This window comes from Agromyces sp. GXS1127 (assembly GCF_050565425.1).
Lineage (GTDB): Bacteria > Actinomycetota > Actinomycetes > Actinomycetales > Microbacteriaceae > Agromyces.
In genome coordinates this window covers 259,855-278,551 of sequence record NZ_JBOCIG010000006.1, presented here as the reverse complement: position 1 = coordinate 278,551, position 18,697 = coordinate 259,855, and the positions used below count along the sequence as shown (strand labels likewise).

At 72.6% G+C, this 18,697-nt stretch carries 23 protein-coding genes; 15 read left to right on the top strand and 8 right to left on the bottom strand.

The genetic code is table 11. The features are described from left to right. Window positions 1–245: 245 nt before the first annotated feature. Window positions 246–1,019 carry an LLM class flavin-dependent oxidoreductase gene (locus ACQ393_RS13115; protein WP_430647291.1) on the bottom strand — a complete coding sequence of 258 codons (774 nt, stop codon included), beginning with the start codon at window positions 1,017–1,019 and terminating at the stop codon, window positions 246–248. A gap of 4 nt (window positions 1,020–1,023) precedes the next feature. Beyond that, a complete protein-coding gene (purM, locus tag ACQ393_RS13110; RefSeq protein WP_430647290.1) occupies window positions 1,024–2,136 on the bottom strand; it encodes a phosphoribosylformylglycinamidine cyclo-ligase in 1,113 nt (370 codons plus the stop codon). A 69-nt stretch (window positions 2,137–2,205) separates the two neighbouring features. Here purM and ACQ393_RS13105 point away from each other — a divergent pair, with 69 nt between their 5' ends. From ACQ393_RS13105 to ACQ393_RS13095, 3 genes are read left to right on the top strand one after another with little or no spacing between them, the layout of a single operon-like run. Then, window positions 2,206–2,823, top strand: coding sequence for a zinc-binding alcohol dehydrogenase (locus ACQ393_RS13105; protein WP_430647289.1), 618 nt, complete (start codon window positions 2,206–2,208; stop codon window positions 2,821–2,823). A gap of 50 nt (window positions 2,824–2,873) precedes the next feature. Continuing rightward, complete coding sequence (locus tag ACQ393_RS13100; RefSeq protein ID WP_430647288.1) at window positions 2,874–3,308, top strand: PaaI family thioesterase; 435 nt, start codon at window positions 2,874–2,876, stop codon at window positions 3,306–3,308. A gap of 32 nt (window positions 3,309–3,340) precedes the next feature. Next, on the top strand, window positions 3,341–4,072 hold the full coding sequence (locus ACQ393_RS13095; RefSeq protein WP_430647287.1) for a glutamine amidotransferase: 732 nt from the start codon (window positions 3,341–3,343) through the stop codon (window positions 4,070–4,072). Window positions 4,073–4,220: 148 nt separating this feature from the next. Here the strand turns inward: ACQ393_RS13095 and ACQ393_RS13090 are convergent, their stop codons facing one another. Further along, on the bottom strand, window positions 4,221–5,168 hold the full coding sequence (locus ACQ393_RS13090; protein ID WP_430647286.1) for a trypsin-like serine peptidase: 948 nt from the start codon (window positions 5,166–5,168) through the stop codon (window positions 4,221–4,223). Window positions 5,169–5,504: 336 nt separating this feature from the next. Here ACQ393_RS13090 and purF point away from each other — a divergent pair, with 336 nt between their 5' ends. Further along, window positions 5,505–6,962: an amidophosphoribosyltransferase gene (gene purF / locus ACQ393_RS13085; protein ID WP_430647285.1), complete on the top strand. Its 1,458-nt coding sequence runs from the start codon at window positions 5,505–5,507 to the stop codon at window positions 6,960–6,962. 30 nt (window positions 6,963–6,992) lie between these two features. Here the strand turns inward: purF and ACQ393_RS13080 are convergent, their stop codons facing one another. Beyond that, window positions 6,993–7,463, bottom strand: coding sequence for a hypothetical protein (locus ACQ393_RS13080; protein WP_430647284.1), 471 nt, complete (start codon window positions 7,461–7,463; stop codon window positions 6,993–6,995). Window positions 7,464–7,506: 43 nt separating this feature from the next. Then, window positions 7,507–7,887, bottom strand: coding sequence for a sterol carrier family protein (locus ACQ393_RS13075; protein WP_430647283.1), 381 nt, complete (start codon window positions 7,885–7,887; stop codon window positions 7,507–7,509). 89 nt (window positions 7,888–7,976) lie between these two features. Here ACQ393_RS13075 and purD point away from each other — a divergent pair, with 89 nt between their 5' ends. The 3 genes from purD to ACQ393_RS13060 all read left to right on the top strand — a co-directional run bounded on the left by purD (window position 7,977) and on the right by ACQ393_RS13060 (window position 11,257). Further along, window positions 7,977–9,287: a phosphoribosylamine--glycine ligase gene (gene purD, locus ACQ393_RS13070; protein ID WP_430647282.1), complete on the top strand. Its 1,311-nt coding sequence runs from the start codon at window positions 7,977–7,979 to the stop codon at window positions 9,285–9,287. 46 nt (window positions 9,288–9,333) lie between these two features. Beyond that, entirely contained in the window at window positions 9,334–10,278 is a 945-nt protein-coding gene (locus ACQ393_RS13065) for a phosphoribosylaminoimidazolesuccinocarboxamide synthase (RefSeq protein ID WP_430647281.1), read from the top strand. A 136-nt stretch (window positions 10,279–10,414) separates the two neighbouring features. Beyond that, window positions 10,415–11,257: a VOC family protein gene (locus ACQ393_RS13060; RefSeq protein WP_430647280.1), complete on the top strand. Its 843-nt coding sequence runs from the start codon at window positions 10,415–10,417 to the stop codon at window positions 11,255–11,257. A gap of 29 nt (window positions 11,258–11,286) precedes the next feature. Here ACQ393_RS13060 and ACQ393_RS13055 read toward each other — a convergent pair whose 3' ends face one another. Both ACQ393_RS13055 and ACQ393_RS13050 read right to left on the bottom strand, forming a co-directional pair. Further along, a complete protein-coding gene (locus ACQ393_RS13055; protein ID WP_430647279.1) occupies window positions 11,287–11,928 on the bottom strand; it encodes a TetR/AcrR family transcriptional regulator in 642 nt (213 codons plus the stop codon). Window positions 11,929–12,101: 173 nt separating this feature from the next. After that, window positions 12,102–12,398, bottom strand: coding sequence for a DUF1905 domain-containing protein (locus ACQ393_RS13050; RefSeq protein ID WP_430647278.1), 297 nt, complete (start codon window positions 12,396–12,398; stop codon window positions 12,102–12,104). A 35-nt stretch (window positions 12,399–12,433) separates the two neighbouring features. Between ACQ393_RS13050 and kynA the strand changes: the two genes are divergently transcribed. The 3 genes from kynA to ACQ393_RS13035 are packed head-to-tail and all read left to right on the top strand — an operon-like array spanning window position 12,434 to window position 15,620. Further along, a complete protein-coding gene (gene kynA / locus ACQ393_RS13045; RefSeq protein WP_430647277.1) occupies window positions 12,434–13,330 on the top strand; it encodes a tryptophan 2,3-dioxygenase in 897 nt (298 codons plus the stop codon). Between the two features lie 5 nt (window positions 13,331–13,335). Further along, window positions 13,336–14,364 (top strand): amidohydrolase family protein, encoded by a 1,029-nt coding sequence (locus ACQ393_RS13040; RefSeq protein WP_430647319.1) that lies wholly within the window; start codon window positions 13,336–13,338, stop codon window positions 14,362–14,364. 2 nt (window positions 14,365–14,366) lie between these two features. Continuing rightward, on the top strand, window positions 14,367–15,620 hold the full coding sequence (locus ACQ393_RS13035; protein ID WP_430647276.1) for a kynureninase: 1,254 nt from the start codon (window positions 14,367–14,369) through the stop codon (window positions 15,618–15,620). Here the strand turns inward: ACQ393_RS13035 and ACQ393_RS13030 are convergent. After that, the gene (locus ACQ393_RS13030) at window positions 15,568–16,083 is read right to left on the bottom strand and encodes a DUF1304 family protein (RefSeq protein WP_430647275.1); all 516 of its coding nucleotides are present in this window, start codon (window positions 16,081–16,083) and stop codon (window positions 15,568–15,570) included. The genes ACQ393_RS13035 and ACQ393_RS13030 overlap by 53 nt on opposite strands. Window positions 16,084–16,293: 210 nt before the next feature. On the opposite strand from ACQ393_RS13030, the gene ACQ393_RS13025 reads away from it, so the two are divergent. The 5 genes from ACQ393_RS13025 to purQ all read left to right on the top strand — a co-directional run bounded on the left by ACQ393_RS13025 (window position 16,294) and on the right by purQ (window position 18,650). Further along, window positions 16,294–16,833, top strand: coding sequence for a hypothetical protein (locus ACQ393_RS13025; protein ID WP_430647274.1), 540 nt, complete (start codon window positions 16,294–16,296; stop codon window positions 16,831–16,833). Continuing rightward, window positions 16,830–17,048, top strand: coding sequence for a hypothetical protein (locus tag ACQ393_RS13020; protein WP_430647273.1), 219 nt, complete (start codon window positions 16,830–16,832; stop codon window positions 17,046–17,048). The genes ACQ393_RS13025 and ACQ393_RS13020 overlap by 4 nt, the downstream gene beginning before the upstream one ends. 66 nt (window positions 17,049–17,114) lie before the next feature. Then, the gene (locus ACQ393_RS13015; RefSeq protein ID WP_430647272.1) at window positions 17,115–17,480 is read left to right on the top strand and encodes a hypothetical protein; all 366 of its coding nucleotides are present in this window, start codon (window positions 17,115–17,117) and stop codon (window positions 17,478–17,480) included. A gap of 133 nt (window positions 17,481–17,613) precedes the next feature. Beyond that, complete coding sequence (gene purS / locus ACQ393_RS13010) at window positions 17,614–17,934, top strand: phosphoribosylformylglycinamidine synthase subunit PurS (RefSeq protein WP_430647271.1); 321 nt, start codon at window positions 17,614–17,616, stop codon at window positions 17,932–17,934. A 17-nt stretch (window positions 17,935–17,951) separates the two neighbouring features. Then, on the top strand, window positions 17,952–18,650 hold the full coding sequence (gene purQ / locus ACQ393_RS13005; protein WP_430647270.1) for a phosphoribosylformylglycinamidine synthase subunit PurQ: 699 nt from the start codon (window positions 17,952–17,954) through the stop codon (window positions 18,648–18,650). Window positions 18,651–18,697: the final 47 nt, after the last annotated feature.

Genomic DNA, 18,697 nt, shown 5'->3' with positions numbered 1-18,697 from the left:
CCGCCTGAGCCCGAGGCCCGTCGCGACGGACATCGTGACGGCCATGAGCACACCGGATGCCGCGAACAGGGCGAACACGACCGGGGCGGCGTGCGCCATCGGCGAGGGCGAACCCGGTGACGGGCACGAGGAACCCGACACCCTCGCCGAGCGCGGTGCCGACGACGCAGCGGCCGGCCGATGGTCCCCCGCGCGCCGACGACGATCAGGGGCGGGGTCCGGCAGGCACCCGACCCGCAGGCACCTCAGGCGTCGGGCGCGCTCGCACGCCACTCCGCGGCGGTCTCGGCGAAGCGTTCGAGCTCCTCGAGCGTGCCGCCCACGGTGATCGCCCGGAGCACGACCTCGTCGACGATGCCGTCGTAGGCATGCAGGGCGGATTCGCGGTTGATCGTCGCATCGATGGGCCGGATGCCGAGACGTGCGAAGTTGGCGGCGTACTTCGCGTACGTGCCGTAGCGGTCGGCCTCCTTCTGCAACGCCCCGCGCGCGGCCCCGTCCGAGATGGTGCGCGCGTAGAGCACGCCGCGCACCTGCCCGGCTCGATCTCCGGCGTCGCGGCGGAGGTCGGCCATCGCGTCCGCCGCGGTCGCCGGCGTCAACCAGTTCAGCACGACCGCGTCGGCCCGTTCGGCGGCGAGGCGACGCATCCGCGGGCCGAGGGCGCCGACCGCGACACCGGCGTCGGTGCGGGATCGGAGTTCGGCGATCGCGTCGCCGATCACGGCCACCGCATGCTGCGCGCCGCCCGATCCGATGCCGAACGTCGTGCGATCGGCGGGGATGCCGGCGAGGTCGAGGCTCGCGATCGGTCGCCGATCGATCGGGATGACGCCCGTCGCGAGGTGGAGCGACTCCGTCGCCTCCGCGACGACACGGAGGCCGTCGAGCGAGTCGCCGCCGGGCACGTCGTTCAGCCACAGGCCGTCGAAGCCGAGGCGCTCGAGCCTCGGGGCGAGCGCGCGCAACGTCTCCGGGGCGGTGGTTCCGGGGAGCCCGATCGAGACGGCGGCGCGCATGCGCTCAGCTCGCGTAGCCGCCGACGAGGCGGACCGCGCCGCCGTCGACGCCCTTGGCGCCCTGCTCCCAGCCGGGCGCGGCGGCATCGTAGGCACCCGTCGAGACCGTGCCGGCCTGCCAGGCGGGCAGGCCGAGCGTGTCGAGCTCGGCGATGACGGATGCCGCGGCCTCCGCGGCCACGACGGCGAAGAAGCCGATGCCGAGGTTCCACGTGCCCTCGGTCGATTCGAGCGTCGTGCCGGCGAGGTCGTTCAGCACGCGGAAGACGGGCTGCGGCGACCACGTCGAGCGGTCGACCTCGACCCAGGAGCCGCGCGGGAGCACGCGCGCGAGGTTCGCGGCGATCCCGCCGCCGGTGACGTGCGAGAGCGAGTGCACCGCGGGGCCGAGCGTGTCGTGCGCGAGGAGCTTCACGAGCGGGCCGGAGTAGAGCCGGGTCGGCACGAGCAGCGCCTCGCCCCAGGTGGCGCCGAGGTCGGCCGAGGCATCCGTGTACGACAGGTTCGCGTTCGACAGGATGTGCCGCACGAGCGAGTAGCCGTTCGAGTGCAAGCCGCTCGACTCGATCGCGAGGACGACGTCGCCGTCTCGCACTCGCTCGGCGCCGAGGGCGCGGTCGGCCTCGACGACGCCGACCGCCGCGCCGGCGACGTCGTAGTCGTCGACGCCCATGAGGCCCGGGTGCTCGGCGGTCTCGCCGCCGACGAGGGCCGTGCCGGTCTCGGCGCACGCGCGCGCGATGCCCGTGACGATGGCCGCGATGCGTTCGGGCACGACCTTGCCGCACGCGATGTAGTCGGTCATGAAGAGCGGCGTCGCTCCGACCACGACGATGTCGTCGACGACCATGCCCACCAGGTCCTGCCCGATGGTGTCGTGGACGTCGAGCGCCTGCGCGATCGCGATCTTCGTGCCGACGCCGTCGGTCGAGGTGGCGAGCAGCGGGCGAACGTAGTCCTTCGCGAACGAGAGGTCGTAGAGTCCGGCGAAGCCGCCGACGCCGCCGAGCACGTTCGGCCCGTGGGTCTTCGCGACCGCCTCCTTCATCAACTCGACGGCGAGGTCGCCGGCGGCGGTGTCGACTCCGGCAGCGGCATAGGACGAGTTCGCGCTCACCCGTCAAGGGTACCCGCGCGGTGCGCGGCGCTCGGGCCCGGCGTCGGCGGCCGGAGATACAATCCGAGCATGCACGCGGGTGCCACGCCGTCGTGGGTGATTCGCGAGAACGCGAGCACCGGGGTCCTGCTCGCGCTCTACCTGCGCGAGGTGCTCGGCATCGCCTCGCCGGCCGAGCTCCCGCGGCTCCGCGACATCGGTCGGGTCGGCCCCGGGGGCGAGCGCGACATGGATGCGCACGACGCGCTCGAGAAGCAGTGGCGCGAGTGGTGGTCGATGACCGTCGAGCCCGAGGCGCATCCGTCGCCCGTGCCGCTCGAGCTGGTCGACGAGTACGGCACGGCCGTCGCACTGCCCGTCACCGGCGCCGAGGCTCTGGCGGCCGCCATCCGCCCGCACGCCGAGGCCGGCCTCGCCTGGGCCGAGTGGGCGCACGAGCGGTACCGGACCGCATCCGCCGCCCGCTCCGGCGACACGTACCGCGCGTACGCCGGCTCGATCGCCGAGCACGAGCGCGAGGTGGGTCGGCGCGCGCACTCCTTCGAGCTGAACGTCGAGGTGCTGCCGCTCGCGGCATCCGGCATCTGGTGGATCGGGCGGAAGACCGTGGCCGTCACCGATGCGCTGCGATCGGATGCCGCGGCGTTCGACGACGCGATCCACCCGATCATCGCCGAGCTCGCGTAGCGCTCCGCCGGGGGCCGGCGGACCGGCGGGCCGTGGCAGACTCGGTCGTCATGAGCATCTGGTTCGGCGAGCCCAGCGTCGAGTGGGCCAACGCGCGGTGCGAGGGCACCGCCATCCGCTCGCTCGGCATCGAGATGACCGAGGTCACCGACGACTCCCTGAAGGGCCGGATGCCGGTCGACGAGCGCACCCGCCAGCCGGGCGGCGTGCTGCACGGCGGCGCCTCGGTGCTGCTGGCGGAGACCCTCGCGAGCTGGGGCTCGAGTTTCACGGTCGACCCCGAGCGGTTCTACTGCGTCGGCATGGAGATCAACGCGAACCACACCCGCCCCGTCTCAGACGGCTGGGTCTACGGTGAGGCACGTCCGATCACCCGCGGGCGCACGACGCAGGTGTGGGACATCCGCATCACCGACGAGGCGGGAAAGCTCGTCTGCGTGTCGCGCTGCACGATGGCCGTGCTCGCGACGCCCTCGCAGTACTGACGCGAGCCGGGCTCCACGCATATCGTGGTCGCGTGAAGCCGTTCGTGCTCCTCGCCACCCGCGCCGAGGACCAGCCCGCCGATGAGGAGTACGCGCTCTTCCTGCGCGGCACCGGTCTCGACGAGCGCGACCTCATCCGCGTGCGCCTCGAGGCCGAGCGGATGCCGCGGCTCGACCTCGACGCACTGTCGGGCATCTTCGTCGGCGGCGGGCCGTTCAACGCCTCCGACCCGCCCGAGCGGAAGTCAGCCGTGCAGCACCGGGTCGAGGCCGAGTTCGCGACCCTGCTCGACGAGGTCGTCGCGCGCGACTTCCCGTTCCTCGGCGCCTGCTACGGCGTCGGCACGCTCGGCGCGCACCAGGGCGCCGTGATCGACGACCACTACGCCGAGAAGATCGGCGTCGTGCCGGTGACCCTCACCGACGCCGGGGCGGCGGACCCGCTGCTCGCCGGGCTGCCGGAGACGTTCAACGCGTTCGTCGGGCACAAGGAGGCGATCCGCGCGCTGCCCCCGTCGGCGACGCTGCTCGGGTCGTCGCCGACGTGCCCGGTGCAGGTGTTCCGCGTCGGTTCGAACGTGTACGCCACTCAGTTCCATCCCGAGCTCGATCTCGAGGGCATCCAGGTGCGGATCCGCGCCTACGCGAGCTACGGCTACTTCGCCGCCGACGAGCTCGAGCTCACGCTCGCCGCCGCCGCGCGCGCAGTCGTGTCGGAGCCGAGCCGGATGCTGCGGACGTTCGTGGAGCTGCACGCGCGGTAGCTTCGCGCGCACCGCGCTGAGCCGCCCGCCAGCCGGATTCTCATGCGCGCGCTCTTCGCTCCCGCTGACGACGAAGCGCCTCGCACCGGTCCCTCGGCGCGAGGCGCTTCGCGATCAGGTCGGGCGGCTCAGCGGCCGCCCCGGGCGATCAGGATGCCGCGGTGGCGTACGTCGCCTGGGCGACCGAGCCGTAGTACGGCCCGAACATCACGTTCGGGATGTTGTTGTAGCCGAAGCTGTTCACCGAGTTCTGCGAGCCGTTGCCGAGGAACCACGGGCCGCCCGACGAACCGCCGGTCATGTCGCACGGGATGCCCTGCGACTGCGTCTGGCCATACGGGTCGGGGGATGCCGTGCCGGCGCACGACTTCAGGGTCTGGCCGTTGAACGGCGCCGCCGCCGGGTAGCCGAAGGCCTCGTACGAGAGCCCGCGCGCCTGGTTGAACGAGATGGCGGTGCCGCCGACCGTCGCCTGCAGGGTCTTGCCGGCGAGCTGGCCGACCGTGGCGAAGGCCGTGTCGTAGGTGATGTCGCCGCCCTTGGTCCACTGCTGCGGCGCGGCGAGCTTCGTCGCCACCCACTGGCCGTAGGGCGCGGCGCCGTTCTCGTAGGCCGGCACGAAGGTCCAGTTCGTCGCGTACTTGCCCTTGCCGCCGTGCACGCAGTGCGCGGCCGTCGCGACGACGCTGCCGTTCGCCGAGCTCACCGAGTTGCCCGAGCACACGTAGTTGCGGCCGTTGAGCGTGAAGAACACCTTGCCGATGTTCGACACGGGCGACTCGCTCGTCGCCATCGGCGTGATGTCCGGCGCCGGAGCCGGCTTCCCGTAGGTGACCGGAGCGCCCGCGGCGACGTCCGCCGCCGGGGTCGAGGCGGACTTGCCGGCGAGCAGCACGTCGGCCGGAGCCGCGGAGCGCATGCGCTCGGCGGTCCAGTAGGACGCGGCCGCGGCGCGTTCGGCGGCGGGCACCGCGCGCTGGTCGACGCCCGGCGGCACCGACGGCGGCGCGGCCGACGCTGCGGCCGGTGCGGCGAGCAGTCCGCACGCGACGAGGGCGGCGCCGGCGAGCGCGGCCCGGAAGGAAGTGAGCTTCATGGAGTGAGCCCTTTCTGAGCAGGCGGCAGCGGTCCCCCCATGGTCGCCGTCACCGCAGATATCGAATGCGGGGAAGCGTGTCACACGGCCCCCGTTCGGGGGGAGAGCCGGAGGCATCCTTCGGGGAAATCGAGAAGCGCCGAGAGGGAACCGAAGATTCACGCCACGGAGGACGGCGACGAGGTATGTTCATCGTTTGGCCGCGGGGCGGCCCGCCTGACGCGTCGCGCTCACGTGAGCAGCGGCATCCGTTCAGGCGGCTCACACGCGCGCGTATGCGAGGATGTATCGTCCAGCTCGGACGCTTCACCCACCTCCCGAGGAGCCCTAGCTCGCATGTGCGGCATCGTCGGCATCGTCTCCACCGAGCCCGTCAACCAGCAGATCTACGACAGCCTCCTCCTCCTGCAGCACCGCGGGCAGGACTCGACGGGCATCGCGACCGCCGACGGACCCGTGTTCCACATCCACAAGGCGCGCGGGCAGGTCCGCGAGGCGTTCCGCACGCGCGACATGCGGTCGCTCCTCGGCGACATGGGTCTCGGCCACGTGCGCTACACGACCAAGGGCGCCGCGGAGCGCGAGGAGGAGGCCCAGCCGTTCTACGTGAACGCGCCGTACGGCATCATCCTCGTCCACAACGGCAACCTCACGAACACGCGGGAGCTGTCCGAGGACCTCTTCCGCATCGACCGCCGCCACGTGAACTCCACGAGCGACACCGAGATGCTGCTCAACGTCCTCGCGACCGAACTGCAGGGCCAGATCACGGGCCTCGAGCTCGACCCCGACCAGGTCTTCCAGGCCGTGTCGCACGTGCACGAGCGCGTCGAGGGCTCGTACGCCGTCATCGCGATGATCGCCGGCTACGGCCTGCTCGCGTTCCGCGACCCGTTCGGCATCCGGCCGCTCATCCTCGGCAAGCGCACGACGGATGCCGGCAAGGACGAGTGGATCGTCGCCTCCGAGTCGCTCGTGCTCGAGAACGGCGACTACGAGATCGTGCGCGACGTCGAGCCCGGCGAAGCCGTGTTCATCACGCTCGACGGCGAGATGATCTCGCGCCAGTGCGCCGCGAACCCGCGGCTCGTGCCGTGCTCGTTCGAGTACGTCTACCTCGCCCGGCCCGACTCGATCATGAACGGCATCTCGGTCTACGAGGCCCGCCTGCGCATGGGCGACCGGCTCGCGAACACGATCGCCACGCACATGGACCAGGGCGACATCGACGTCGTCATGCCGATCCCCGACTCGTCGCGCCCCGCCGCGATGCAGGTCGCGCAGAAGCTCGGCATCGAGTACCGCGAGGGCTTCTACAAGAACCGCTACGTCGGCCGCACGTTCATCATGCCCGGCCAGGCGGCGCGCAAGCGCTCGGTCCGCCAGAAGCTCAACGCCATGGGCACCGAGTTCAAGGGCAAGAACGTGCTCATCGTCGACGACTCGATCGTGCGCGGCACGACGTCGAAGCAGATCGTCGAGATGGCCCGCGCCGCGGGCGCGAACAAGGTCACGTTCACCTCGGCGGCCCCGCCCGTGCGCTTCCCGCACGTGTACGGCATCAACATGCCGAGCCGGGCCGAGCTCGTCGCGCACGACCGCAAGATCCCCGAGATCGCCCGCGAGCTCGGCGCCGACCACATGATCTACCAGGAGGTCGCGGACCTGCAGGCGGCGATCACCGAGGGCACCTCGATCGGGCAGCTCGACCTGTCGTGCTTCACCGGCGAGTACGTGACCGGCACGGTCACGCCCGAGTACCTCGACTGGGTCGAGCGCACGCAGCTGAGCTGACGCGGCGCCCGCAGCGCGAACGCGCTCGGGTCAGCCCGCCGGCTCGTCGTCGACGTAGTGCGTCGACTCGTGCTCGGCGACGGCCGTGCCGCGGCGCTTCGCGAGCACGCGGTCGATGACGAGCGCCGCGGCACCGCCGAGGGCGAGCCCGCCCGCACCGCACCACAGGAGCAGGAACCCGAACACCTGGCCCCGGTCGAAGTCCGGGTTCTCGGGGAACGCGAACGTCAGGACCAGCGCCACCAGCACGCCGAGCGCCGCGCCGAGCAGGAGGAAGCTCCCGTACCGCGGCGAGCGCCGCACCGTGACGGCATCGCTCGACAGCTCGGTCTCGAGGTGCTCGCCGGCCTCCGGATCGACGTCCATGCGCTCGACCTTGGGGCCGACCTCGTCACCCGCGGCCTCCGGCTCGAGCGGTGCGACGGATGCCCCGGGGTCGCCCACGTCGGGCTGCGCCGACTCGTGGGGCTCGGCGGGATCGGGACGGTTCGCATCGCTCACCCGTCCATTGTCCCGCACGCGGCCGGCGTGCTGCGGGCGGGGTTCAGGAGAGGCGTGCGGCATCGATCACGGGGACGACGCCGTCGAGGTCGGCGCGCTGCCCCGAGGCGTGCACCCGGCCGGACGCGCGCACGTCCGCCCAGGCGAGCGACCCCGTGGCGAGGGCGAGCCAGGTCGCGGCATCCGTCTCGACGACGTTCGGCGGCGTGCCGCGCGTGTGCCGCGGCCCCTCGATGCACTGCACCGCGCCGAACGGCGGCACGCGGACCTCGACGGTCCCGCCGGGTGCGCGCTCGGCGAGCAGCTGCAGCGTGTAGCGCACCGCGAGGGCGAGGGTGTTCCGCTCGACGGATGCCGCGGCATCCGCTCGCACGACCGCGGCGACCGCGTCGCGCCCCTCGACGTCTCCGATCCTGCGTGGCATGCGACCATCCTCCCGCACGCACCTCCCCGCCGGCGGTGCGGGCCGTCACCGAGCCGGGCCGCTCGGAGGGGGTCCGGTAGCCTGAGCGGGTGAGAATCCTCGTCCTCGGTTCGGGCGCGCGCGAGCACGCCATCATCCTCGCCCTGCTCGACGAGGAGGCCGGCCACGAGATCGTGGCGGCGCCCGGCAACGCCGGGATCGCGGCATCCCCCACCTCGTCGGCGCGCGGCAGCGTCGAGACCATCGCGCTGGACCCGACCGACCCCGTGATCGTCGCCGACTACGCCATGGACAACGACGTCGAGCTCGTCGTCGTCGGCCCCGAGGCGCCGCTCGTCGCGGGCGTCGCCGATGCACTCCGCACGCGCGGCATCGCGGTGTTCGGCCCCGCCAGGGCGGCCGCCGCGCTCGAGGGATCGAAGACCTTCGCCAAGCGCGTCATGGAGGAGGCCGGGGTGCCGACCGGCCGCGCGAGCCTCGTCGACTCGCTGCCGAAGGTGACCGAGGTGCTCGACGAGTACGGGGCCCCCTACGTCGTGAAGGCCGACGGCCTCGCCGCGGGCAAGGGCGTGCTCGTCACGGAGGACCGCGAGGCCGCGCTCGCGCACGCCGCGCACTACCTGCAGCAGGGTCCGGTGCTCGTCGAGGAGTTCCTCGACGGCCAGGAGGTCTCGCTGTTCCTCCTCTCGGACGGCTCGAACGTGCTGCCGCTCTCGCCCGCGCAGGACTACAAGCGACTGCGCGACGGCGACGAGGGCCCGAACACCGGCGGCATGGGCGCGTACTCGCCGCTGCCGTGGCTCGACGAGCGGTTCGGCAGCGAGGAGGCGTTCGTCGACGAGGTCATCGAGACCATCGCGCTGCCGACCGTCAAGCAGCTCGCCGAGGAGCAGACGCCGTTCATCGGCCTGCTCTACGCCGGGCTCATCCTGACGAGCCGCGGCATCCGGGTCATCGAGTTCAACGCGCGCTTCGGCGACCCCGAGACCCAGGTCGTGCTGCCCCGGCTCGCGACGCCGCTGTCGGGCCTGCTCTTCGCCGCTGCGACCGGCGGGCTCGGCGCCCTCCCGCGGCCCGAGTTCCGCCCCGACGCCGCCGTGACGGTCGTGCTCGCGAGCGAGGGCTACCCCGAGTCGCCCGAGACCGGGCGCCGCATCGACGGCCTGGATGCCGCGGCATCCGTCGCCGGAGTGCACCTCGCGCACGCGGCCACCGCCGTCGGCTCGACCGACGACGACGCCGAGCCGCACCTCATCGCCACGGGCGGCCGCGTGCTCAACGTGGTCGCCCTGGGCGACGACTTCGCCGAGGCACGCCGCCGCGCGTACGAGGCGATCGGGCAGCTTCGCCTGGACGGCGGGCAGTACCGCACCGACATCGCCGCACGCGTCGCCGACTGACGCGGCTGCTGCTCAGACTGCTGGGGAGATTCGAGAGGAGACGAGGATGACCGCCACGGACGACCTCGACGGCTGGACCCACGTGTATTCGGGCAAGGTGCGCGACCTCTACGTGCCGACGGCGCTGATGACCGACGACGACAGCTGGACGGGCGACCCGCTCAGCCTCTCGCCCGTGGTGCTCGTGGTGGCGAGCGACCGCGTGAGCGCGTTCGACCACGTGCTCGAACCGGCCATCCCCGGCAAGGGCGCGATGCTGACCTCGCTCACGCGCTGGTGGTTCGACCAGCTGCCCGAGGTGCCGAACCACCTCGCGTACGCCGAGGACGACCGCTACGCGGACCTGCCCGAGATCCCGGCCGAGGTCGCCGAGCGCGCGATGCTCTGCCGCTCCCTCGACATGTTCCCGGTCGAGTGCGTGGTGCGCGGCTACCTCACGGGCAGCGGCTACCAGGAGTACGCGGCGACCGGCGCGATCGGCGGCATCGCGCTGCCCGAGGGCCTGGAGGACGGCGACCGGCTGCCGGAGCCCGTCTACACGCCCGCGTGGAAGGCTCCCATGGGCGAGCACGACGAGAACATCTCGTACGAACGCACGGTCGAGCTCGTCGGCGAGACGGTCGCCGAGCAGCTGCGCGCGATCTCGCTCTCGGTGTTCCGGCACGCGTCGGAGGTCGCCGAGGAGCGCGGGCTGGTCCTCGCCGACACGAAGTTCGAGTTCGGCGCCGACCGCGAACTCGGCATCGTGACCCTCGCCGACGAGGTGCTGACGAGCGACTCGAGCCGCTACTGGGACCTCGAGGCCTACCTCACGGGCGCGACGCCCGAGATCCGCATGGCGAGCTTCGACAAGCAGATCGTCCGCGACTGGCTCGCCGCGAACTGGGACCAGTCGGCGACCGAGGCCCCGCCGGCGCTGCCGACGGAGATCGTCGAGCAGACCGCCGAACGCTACCGGGCGCTCGTGGAGCGGCTCACGCTCGGGCTGTAGCGCGGCAGCCGCCCGGCGGCTCGCTCGAGCCGGTGGGAATACCCGCCGAGGGGACGTGGTTGAAATAGTTGTGCCTACAACTGATTCAGGTGCCGCAGCCGGCGCCGCCCCGGACCGCCTCGCTGACGACACCGCGATGGGACCGGTGACGCTCCGCGTCGCCGACCTCGACGCCATGATCCGGTACTACCGCGACGGCGTCACGCTCGAGCTCCTCAGCCACGAGGGCCCGGTCGCCGTGCTCGGCCGGGGCCGCGTGCCCGCCGTGATCCTCGAGCACGCGCCCGAGCTGAAGCACGCGTCGCCCCGCAGCGCGGGACTCTTCCACACCGCGATCCTGTTCGACACGCGGGAGGCGCTCGCCACGGCGCTGCTCTCCGTCGCATCGAAGCACCCCGGCACCTTCACGGGCAGCGCCGATCACCTCGTGAGCGAGGCGTTCTACTTCGACGACCCGGAGGGCAACGGCGTGGAGCTCTACTTCGACCGCGACCGCTCGACCTGGAGCTGGACGCACGGCACGGTCGAGATGGCCACGATCTTCCTCGACCCGAACGGATACCTGCGCGAGCACCTCAGCGAGCGAGGGGCGGATGCCGCGGCCGCGGGCACGGGCCTCGGCAGCGCCGCCGTCGGACACGTCCACCTCTCCGTGGGCGACGTCGCGAGCGCGCGGGAGTTCTACGTGGACCGCCTCGGGTTCGACCAGACCGCGACCTACGGCGACCAGGCCCTCTTCGTCAGCGCCGGCGGCTACCACCACCACATGGCCATGAACACGTGGAAGAGCCGCGGGGCCGGGCGGCGGCAGCTCGCACTGGGGCTCGGCAAGGTCGAGATCCTGGTGCCGACGGCCGACGACCTCGGCGAACTGGGTGAGCGGATGGCGCACTTCCGCGTTGCGTCGCGTGACGACGGTCGGACGCTCGCGTTCGACGACCCGTGGGCGAACGTCGTCGAGGTGCGCTCGGCGGAGTAGCCCGCGGCGGCGCCGCGGCGTCGACGGGATCAGTCCTCGGGGCGCTTCCGGTGCGACATGTCGTGGAACTCGCCGAAGTCGAGCGCGGCGCCGGGGAGCTCGGTCGCGTCGGGACGCGCTCGAAGCCCGTCGAGGACGAGGACGAGCTGGCGCCGCCAGAACGGCAGGTACGCACCGCCGTACTGGCCGAGCGAACCGAGCATGTCGACGAGCACGCTGATGTCGACCGTCGTCACGTCGGCGCGGAGCGCGCCCTCGGCCTGGGCCCGCGCGACGATGCCGTCGGCGACGGCCTGGAACTCGGTGCCCGGACGGTGGTCGGGATCGAGTTCGGCGACCCGGCGCATGACCGCCGGGAGGTACGGCCGCTCGATCAGCCACGAGGACAGGCGTTCGAGCCACATCTCGATGGCCTGCCATCCGCTCTCGGCCTCGATGACCTCGGCGGTGAAGGCGCGGAGGTCGTCGACGCCGGTGTCGTAGAGCTCGCGGATCAGGGCGTCCCGCGTCGGGAAGTGACGGTACACGGTGCCCGCACCGACCTCGGCGCGCGTGGCGAGCTCGTCGAGGGGCGCCTCGATGCCGCGCTCGGCGAAGAGTCGCCGGGCTTCGACGAGCAGGCGCTCATGGTTGCGGCGGGCGTCCCGCCGCGTCGACACGGTGGTGGTCACCGCACCAGCGTACGCCCGTGGCGCCGGGCGTTGTCCGGATCCGGTAGCATTCGGAGTGTCGACTCCGCTTCCCTAGGCGGAAGACGTGCGCCCACTCGGGGGAGGGGCGCCGGTGCGGCGGGTACGGGGTGGACTGCTGCTCCGGGGGATGCCCGCCGCACCCTTTCCTCGGGTCACTCGAGCATCTGGATGTGCACGTCGATGGCCTCCCCGGGCTCGATGCCCTCCGCGTCGCGGACCGCGCGTTTGAGCGGGAGGGAGTACCGCGCCCTGCCGGGGAAGATCGACGTGCGCCAGGTGGTGCCGCCGATCGTCGCGGACACCCGGACCGACCCGAAGCCGCGCGGCATCCGCGGGCGGTCGCGGATCTCCTCCGACAGGTCTTCGGGCACGTCGACGAAGAACCACGAATCGGTGGCGCGCTCCTCCCACCGGTAGACGACCGCGGTGAACCGGTACTCCTCGGACATGCGACGACCCTACGTCCGGTGGCTAGGCTGGCCGCGTGGCAGCACCGAGCGACGACCGAGCGATCGCGACGGAGGAACGGGGCGTCGAGGCGAACACCCGACGCATCGAGGCATCCGTCGTCACCGACTTCAGCGACCGCATGAGCTACGGGGGCTACCTCGACCTCGACACGCTGCTCGCCGCGCAGCGGCCGATCTCGCGCCCCGAGCACCACGACGAGTTGCTGTTCATCATCCAGCACCAGACCACCGAACTGTGGCTGAAGCTCGTGCTGCACGAGCTCGCGACCGCGTGCGAGCTCATGCGGGCCGACGACCTCGCCCCCGCGTTGAAGTGCATCGCGCGCGTCAAGCACATCCAGAAGACGCTCACCGAGCAGTGGTCGGTGCTCGCGACGCTCACGCCGAGCGAGTACGCGCAGTTCCGCGGCGTGCTCGGCAACGCGAGCGGGTTCCAGTCGTACCAGTACCGCGCGGTCGAGTTCACGCTCGGCAACAAGAACGCCAAGATGCTGCAGGTCTTCGAGGCGGATGCCGCGGCGAGCGCGATCGTGCGCCGCGCCCTCGAGGCGCCGAGCCTCTACGACGAGTTCCTGCGGCTGCTCGCCCGCGCCGGGTACGACATCCCCGCCGAGGTGCTCGAACGCGACGTGACGAAGGCGTGGACGTTCCACGACGAGCTCGTGCCCGTGTTCGCCGCGATCTACGCCGACCCCGAGCACAACTGGGCGGCGTACGAGACGTGCGAGGAGCTCGTCGACCTCGAGGACAACTTCCAGCTCTGGCGCTTCCGGCACCTGAAGACCGTCGAGCGCATCATCGGTTCGAAGACGGGCACGGGCGGGTCGAGCGGCGCACCGTTCCTGAAGCGCGCGCTCGAGCTGACGTTCTTCCCCGAGCTCTACGCGGTCCGCACCGAGATCCCGGGGTGAGCGCGATGACGGATGCCGCGCACTCGCCCGACCCGGTCGGCCCGATCGAACCCCTCGGCCCGCTCGCGCGTCACGTCCGGCGCTCGCTGAACGGCGACCACCCCGGCGAGAGCGGCACCATGCTGCCGCCGTTCATCGACCACCACGTGCACCTGCAGCTGGCGGATGCCGCGCCCGCCGTCGCGCGCGGCATCGCCGCGGTCGTCGACCTCGGCGCCGATCCCGGCGCGATCGCGGCGATCGCCCGCGCCGACGGGCTGCCGCACGTGCGCTACGCGGGCGCCTTCCTGACCGCACGCGGCGGGTACCCGTCCGGGCGCCCGTGGGCGCCTGCCGGGAGCGTGCGCGAACTCGACCCCGTGGGCGGCGACGCCGACGACCTGCGCGAGCGACGCCACCGCGCGCTCAGCGGCCCGATCGAGGCGGCGGTCGACGAGCAGCGGCGGTTCGGGGCATCCGTCGTCAAGGTCGCGCTGAACGCGGTCGCCGGCCCGGCCCTCGACCGGGCCACGCTCGACGCGATCGTCGTCGCGGCGCACGCCGCCGGGCTGCCCGTCGCGGTGCACGCCGAGGGCGCGGGGATGGCGCAGCTCGCGATCGACGCCGGTGCCGACGTGCTCGTGCACGCGCCCTTCAGCGAGCGCCTCGACGACGACGTGGTCGCCCGCGCCGCGGCCGCCGGCCAGGCGTGGATCTCGACGCTCGCGATCCACGTGCGGGACGAGGCATCCGTCGCCGAGACCGCGATCGACAACGTGCGGCGATTCCACGCCGCAGGCGGGCGCGTAGTCTACGGCACCGACGCCGGCAACGGCGAGCTCGAACCGGGCGTGAACCCCGTCGAGGTCGCCGCGCTCGTGCAGGCCGGGCTCGCGGCATCCGACGTCATCGCGGCCCTCGCCGACCCGTGGCCCGACGTGGCGCCCGGATGGGCGGACGCCGGCGTCGCGACCTTCCTGCCCGACCCCGACGCCGTCGCCCGATGGCTCGCCACCGCGCGCCTCGTGCCGACCGAGGAACTGGAGCTCCGCTGAACATGGATTCGCTGCTCGCCTACGCCCGACGTCAGGACCGCGCCGACGGGCTCGCGCACCTGCGGAAGCGCTTCGTCGGCGCCGACTCCGACCTCGTCTACTTCGACGGCAACTCGCTCGGCCGGCCGCCCGTGGCGGCGATCGAGCGCGTCGAGCGGTTCCTGCGCGAGGAGTGGGGCGGGCGACTCATCCGCGGCTGGGACGAGTCGTGGCTGCAGCTGCCGTACGAGATCGGCGACCGCATCGGCCGCGCCGTGATCGAGGCCAAGGCCGGTCAGACCGTCATCGGCGACTCGACCACCGTGCTGCTCTACAAGCTCGCACGGGCCGCCGTCGACGCCCAGATCGCCCGCGACCCGCAGCGGCGCGAGATCGTCGTCGACCGCGACAACTTCCCGACCGACCGGTACGTGCTGGAGGGCATCGCCGCCGAGACCGGCTGCCGCCTGCGCTGGATCGACGTCGACCTCGAGCGCGGCGTCACCCCGGAGCAGCTCGCCGAGGCGGCCGGGCCGCAGACGGCGCTCGTCGTCGTCAACCACGTGTCGTACCGGTCGGCGTATGTCGCCGACGCGCCCGAATTGACGCGCATCGCGCACGATGCCGGGGCGCTGATCCTCTGGGACCTCTGCCACTCGGCCGGCTCGGTGCCCGTGCACGCCGACCTCTGGGAGTTCGACCTCGCGGTGGGCTGCACGTACAAGTACCTCAACGGCGGACCGGGCTCCCCCGCGTTCGCATACGTGCGCGACGACCTGCACTCCGTGCTGCGGCAGCCGATCCAGGGCTGGTTCGGCACCGCCGACCTGTTCGCCATGGGGCCCGAGTACGTGCCCGCGTCCGGCATCCGCCGCTTCGCGAGCGGCACGTCGCCGATCACGGCGATGATCGCCATGCAGGAGACGCTCGCGATGATCGAGGACGTCGGGATGCCGGCGATCCGCGCCAAGTCGGTCGCGCTCACCGAGTACGCGATCGAACTCGCCGACGCCTGGCTCGCGCCGCTCGGGGTGACCGTCGGCTCGCCGCGCGACGCGGCGGAGCGCGGCGGGCACGTGATCCTCCAGCACGACGCCATGCGCGAGGTCACCGCCCGTCTCTGGCAGCGCGACGTGATCCCCGATTACCGCGACGTCGGCGGCCTGCGCCTCGGGCTCGCGCCCCTTTCGACGAGCTTCGAGGAGGTGCACCGCGGCCTCGACGTCACGCGCGAGGTGCTGCGCGAGGTGATCGCGGAGCGGGCGGGGCTGGGGTAGCCGCGGCGCGCGCGTCCTGCGCGGCCCCCGCGTCCAGCGCGGCCCGCGCTTCCGGCGCGTTCGGTGCCCCTCGGGCGCTCCCCCGGTCGCCGACCGCGATCGCGACGATGACCGCGAGCGCGAGTCCGGACTCGAACACGGCCGAGAGCCAGAGCTCCGGCGCAGTGATGACGAGCGAGACCCCGAGGACGACGTGCATGGCGCTGACCGTGAGGATGATCGCCCGCCCCGCGGCGACCGACGCCCGGTGCACGAGGACGAGCCCGACGACGATCGCGGCGCCCATCAGCATGTTGTAGACGCCGACGTTGCGCGTCCAGAGCGCGACGGCGTCGTACTCGCCCGGCTCGATGAGGAAGATCGGATACAACCCGGGGCTGCGGTGGAAGAAGGTCTCCAGCGCGCCGATCACGATGAGCGTCAGCGCCTCGATGGAGGCGAGGACCTGTGCGAACCGATTCATGACCGCATCGTGCTGCGAGGATGTCGTGGCCGCATCGGGGAGAACCCCACCCCGCCGGTGAGGTCCGCCGGGCGATGCCTGCGCGCGCGCTACGCGGGTGCGGCGGATGTGTCAACGCCCTCGACGTCGACCCGCGGCTCGGCGAGACTGCTGGCACCCGCTGCGGCGCCCTGTGCACGCGGCCGTCCCACGACAGGAGGAGTGACGAGGATGAGCGACCAGTCCCCGAGCCGAGACGACCAGACGACCCCGCACGGCACGTCCACCATGCCGCCAACGCCGCCCATCGGCACCGACGCCGTCGAGTCCGCCGGCGCGGCGGATGCCGGCGCCACGCAGTCCTCGACGACCGGGGACGACGGGCCGGGCTCGACCTCGTCGGCCACGGGGGCCTCCACCGGGAAGGCCGCGCCGGCGGGCCCGGGACCGGACGGCGATCGCGAGGCGGTCGACTCGGTCGGGGCCACGTCGGGATCGCCGATCAGCTCCGCCGCGGACGCCGCGACCGGCGCCGCTCGGCAGGTCGCCGATGCCGCCGCCGATGCGGCCAAGCAGGCCGCGTCGAAGCTCAAGGATGCCGCGGAGAACGCCGACCTCGATCGGCTGGCCGAGGACGCCAAGCGCGTCACCGGCGAGTGGACCGAGCGCGTGAAGGAGGAGTACCGCAAGCGGCCGGGCGTCGTGATCGGCGCCGCGGTGGCGGGCGTCGTGGTGCTCGGCGCGATCGTCCGGGCGATGGGCCGCCGATGAGCGGATCGTACGGCGAGCCGGGCCGTCCGATGCCCGATCCGAAGCAGCCGGTGACGTCGATGGACACCGAGGCCGCCCGCGACCACGGGCGTGCACACGAGGATCCGTCGGCCCACGGCGGCCCCGAGCTCGGGGACCTGCCGTCGACGACGACGGGTGCGCCGGACGACGAGGCCGCCGCGGAGCGCGCGGCGGAGGACGATCGCGACGGATGACTCGATCGAGGCGCCGCCCGGGAGCATGATGGGATCGACGCCGATCGGATGGAAGGGGATGGTTCCATGACGGATGCGACTGATCGGACGGGCGGCGACCTCGACGACCGCGTCGAGGAGGCGGTCGGGCGCGCGAAGGCCGCGGCGGACGCCGCCTCAGACGAGGCGTCCGACGTGCTCGACGACGTGTCGAGCGCGGCGAACGAGGCGATCGGCCGGGCGACGGCCGCGGCGTCCGACGCCGCGAGCCAGGCGAAGGCCCTCGCGGCCGACGCGGCCGACGATGCGGCCGAGTTCATCGACGACGCGACGGACTGGCTCCAGGAGAAGTACCGCGAGAACCCGGCGCTCGTGCTCGGCCTCGCGGCGGCCGCCGGCGTGGCGATCCTCGTCGGCATCGGCGCGATCGTGCGGGCGATCGTGCGCGATTGATCGGGCGGGCGCGCTCCGCACGTGCGCGCGGTCCCGCCGCTCACGGCCGCAGTCTCCGGCGAGCGACGAGCGGCGTCCGGGCGACGGATAGAATCGAGGCATCCACACCCTCGACACCGAACGGAGAACCGCGGTGCCCACCATCGTCGTCGAAGTGATGCCCAAGGCCGAACTGCTCGACCCGCAGGGGAAGGCCGTCGCCGGCGCGCTCTCCCGCACCGGGCACGGCTCCATCAGCGGGGTGCGCGTGGGCAAGCGCTTCGAGTTGACCGTCGACGGGCCGGTCGACGACGACCTCCGCGCCGAGGTCGCCGCGCTCGCCGAGAACGTGCTGTCGAACTCCGTCATCGAGGACGTCGTCGGCATCCACTACGAGCAGTCGAACATCGAGGCCGCCGCCGAGGCCGCCGAGCACCACGACGGCTACGACGCCCCCGCGGGCGAGACGCACTGAGGCCCGGGAGTCGACCCATGCGCATCGGCGTCATCACGTTCCCCGGCTCGCTCGACGACCGCGACGCGCACCGCGCGGTCCGCCTCGCCGGCGGCGAGCCCGTCGCGCTCTGGCACGGCTCGCACGACCTCGAGGGCGTCGACGCCCTGATCCTGCCCGGCGGATTCAGCTACGGCGACTACCTGCGCTGCGGCGCGATCGCCTCGCTCAGCCCGATCATGACCGAGGTCGTCGACGCCGCGAACCGGGGCCTCCCGGTGCTCGGCATCTGCAACGGCTTCCAGATGCTCGCCGAGGCGCACCTGCTCGAAGGCGGGCTCATCCGCAACGACCACGGGTCGTTCATCTGCCGCGACCAGGTGCTCCGCGTCGAGAACGCATCGACCGCGTGGACGAGCGAGTTCGAGGCCGGTCAGGAGATCACCATCCCGCTGAAGAACGGCGAGGGCGGGTTCATCGCGTCGGAGGAGACGCTCGACCGGCTCGAGGGCGAGGGCCGCGTGGCGTTCCGCTACGTCGGTGTGAACCCGAACGGGTCGCTGCGCGACATCGCCGGCATCGCGAACGCCGCCGGCAACGTCGTGGGCCTCATGCCGCACCCCGAGCACGCGGTCGAGCCTGGCTTCGGCCCGGACACCGCGGCCGCGATGCGGTCGGGCGTCGACGGCCTCGGCTTCTTCACCAGCGTCATCCGCCGCACCCTCGTCGAGGCGTAGCCTCCCGCCCGCAGCCGTCGTCAAGCCCTCCCGTGATGCGGAGCCTC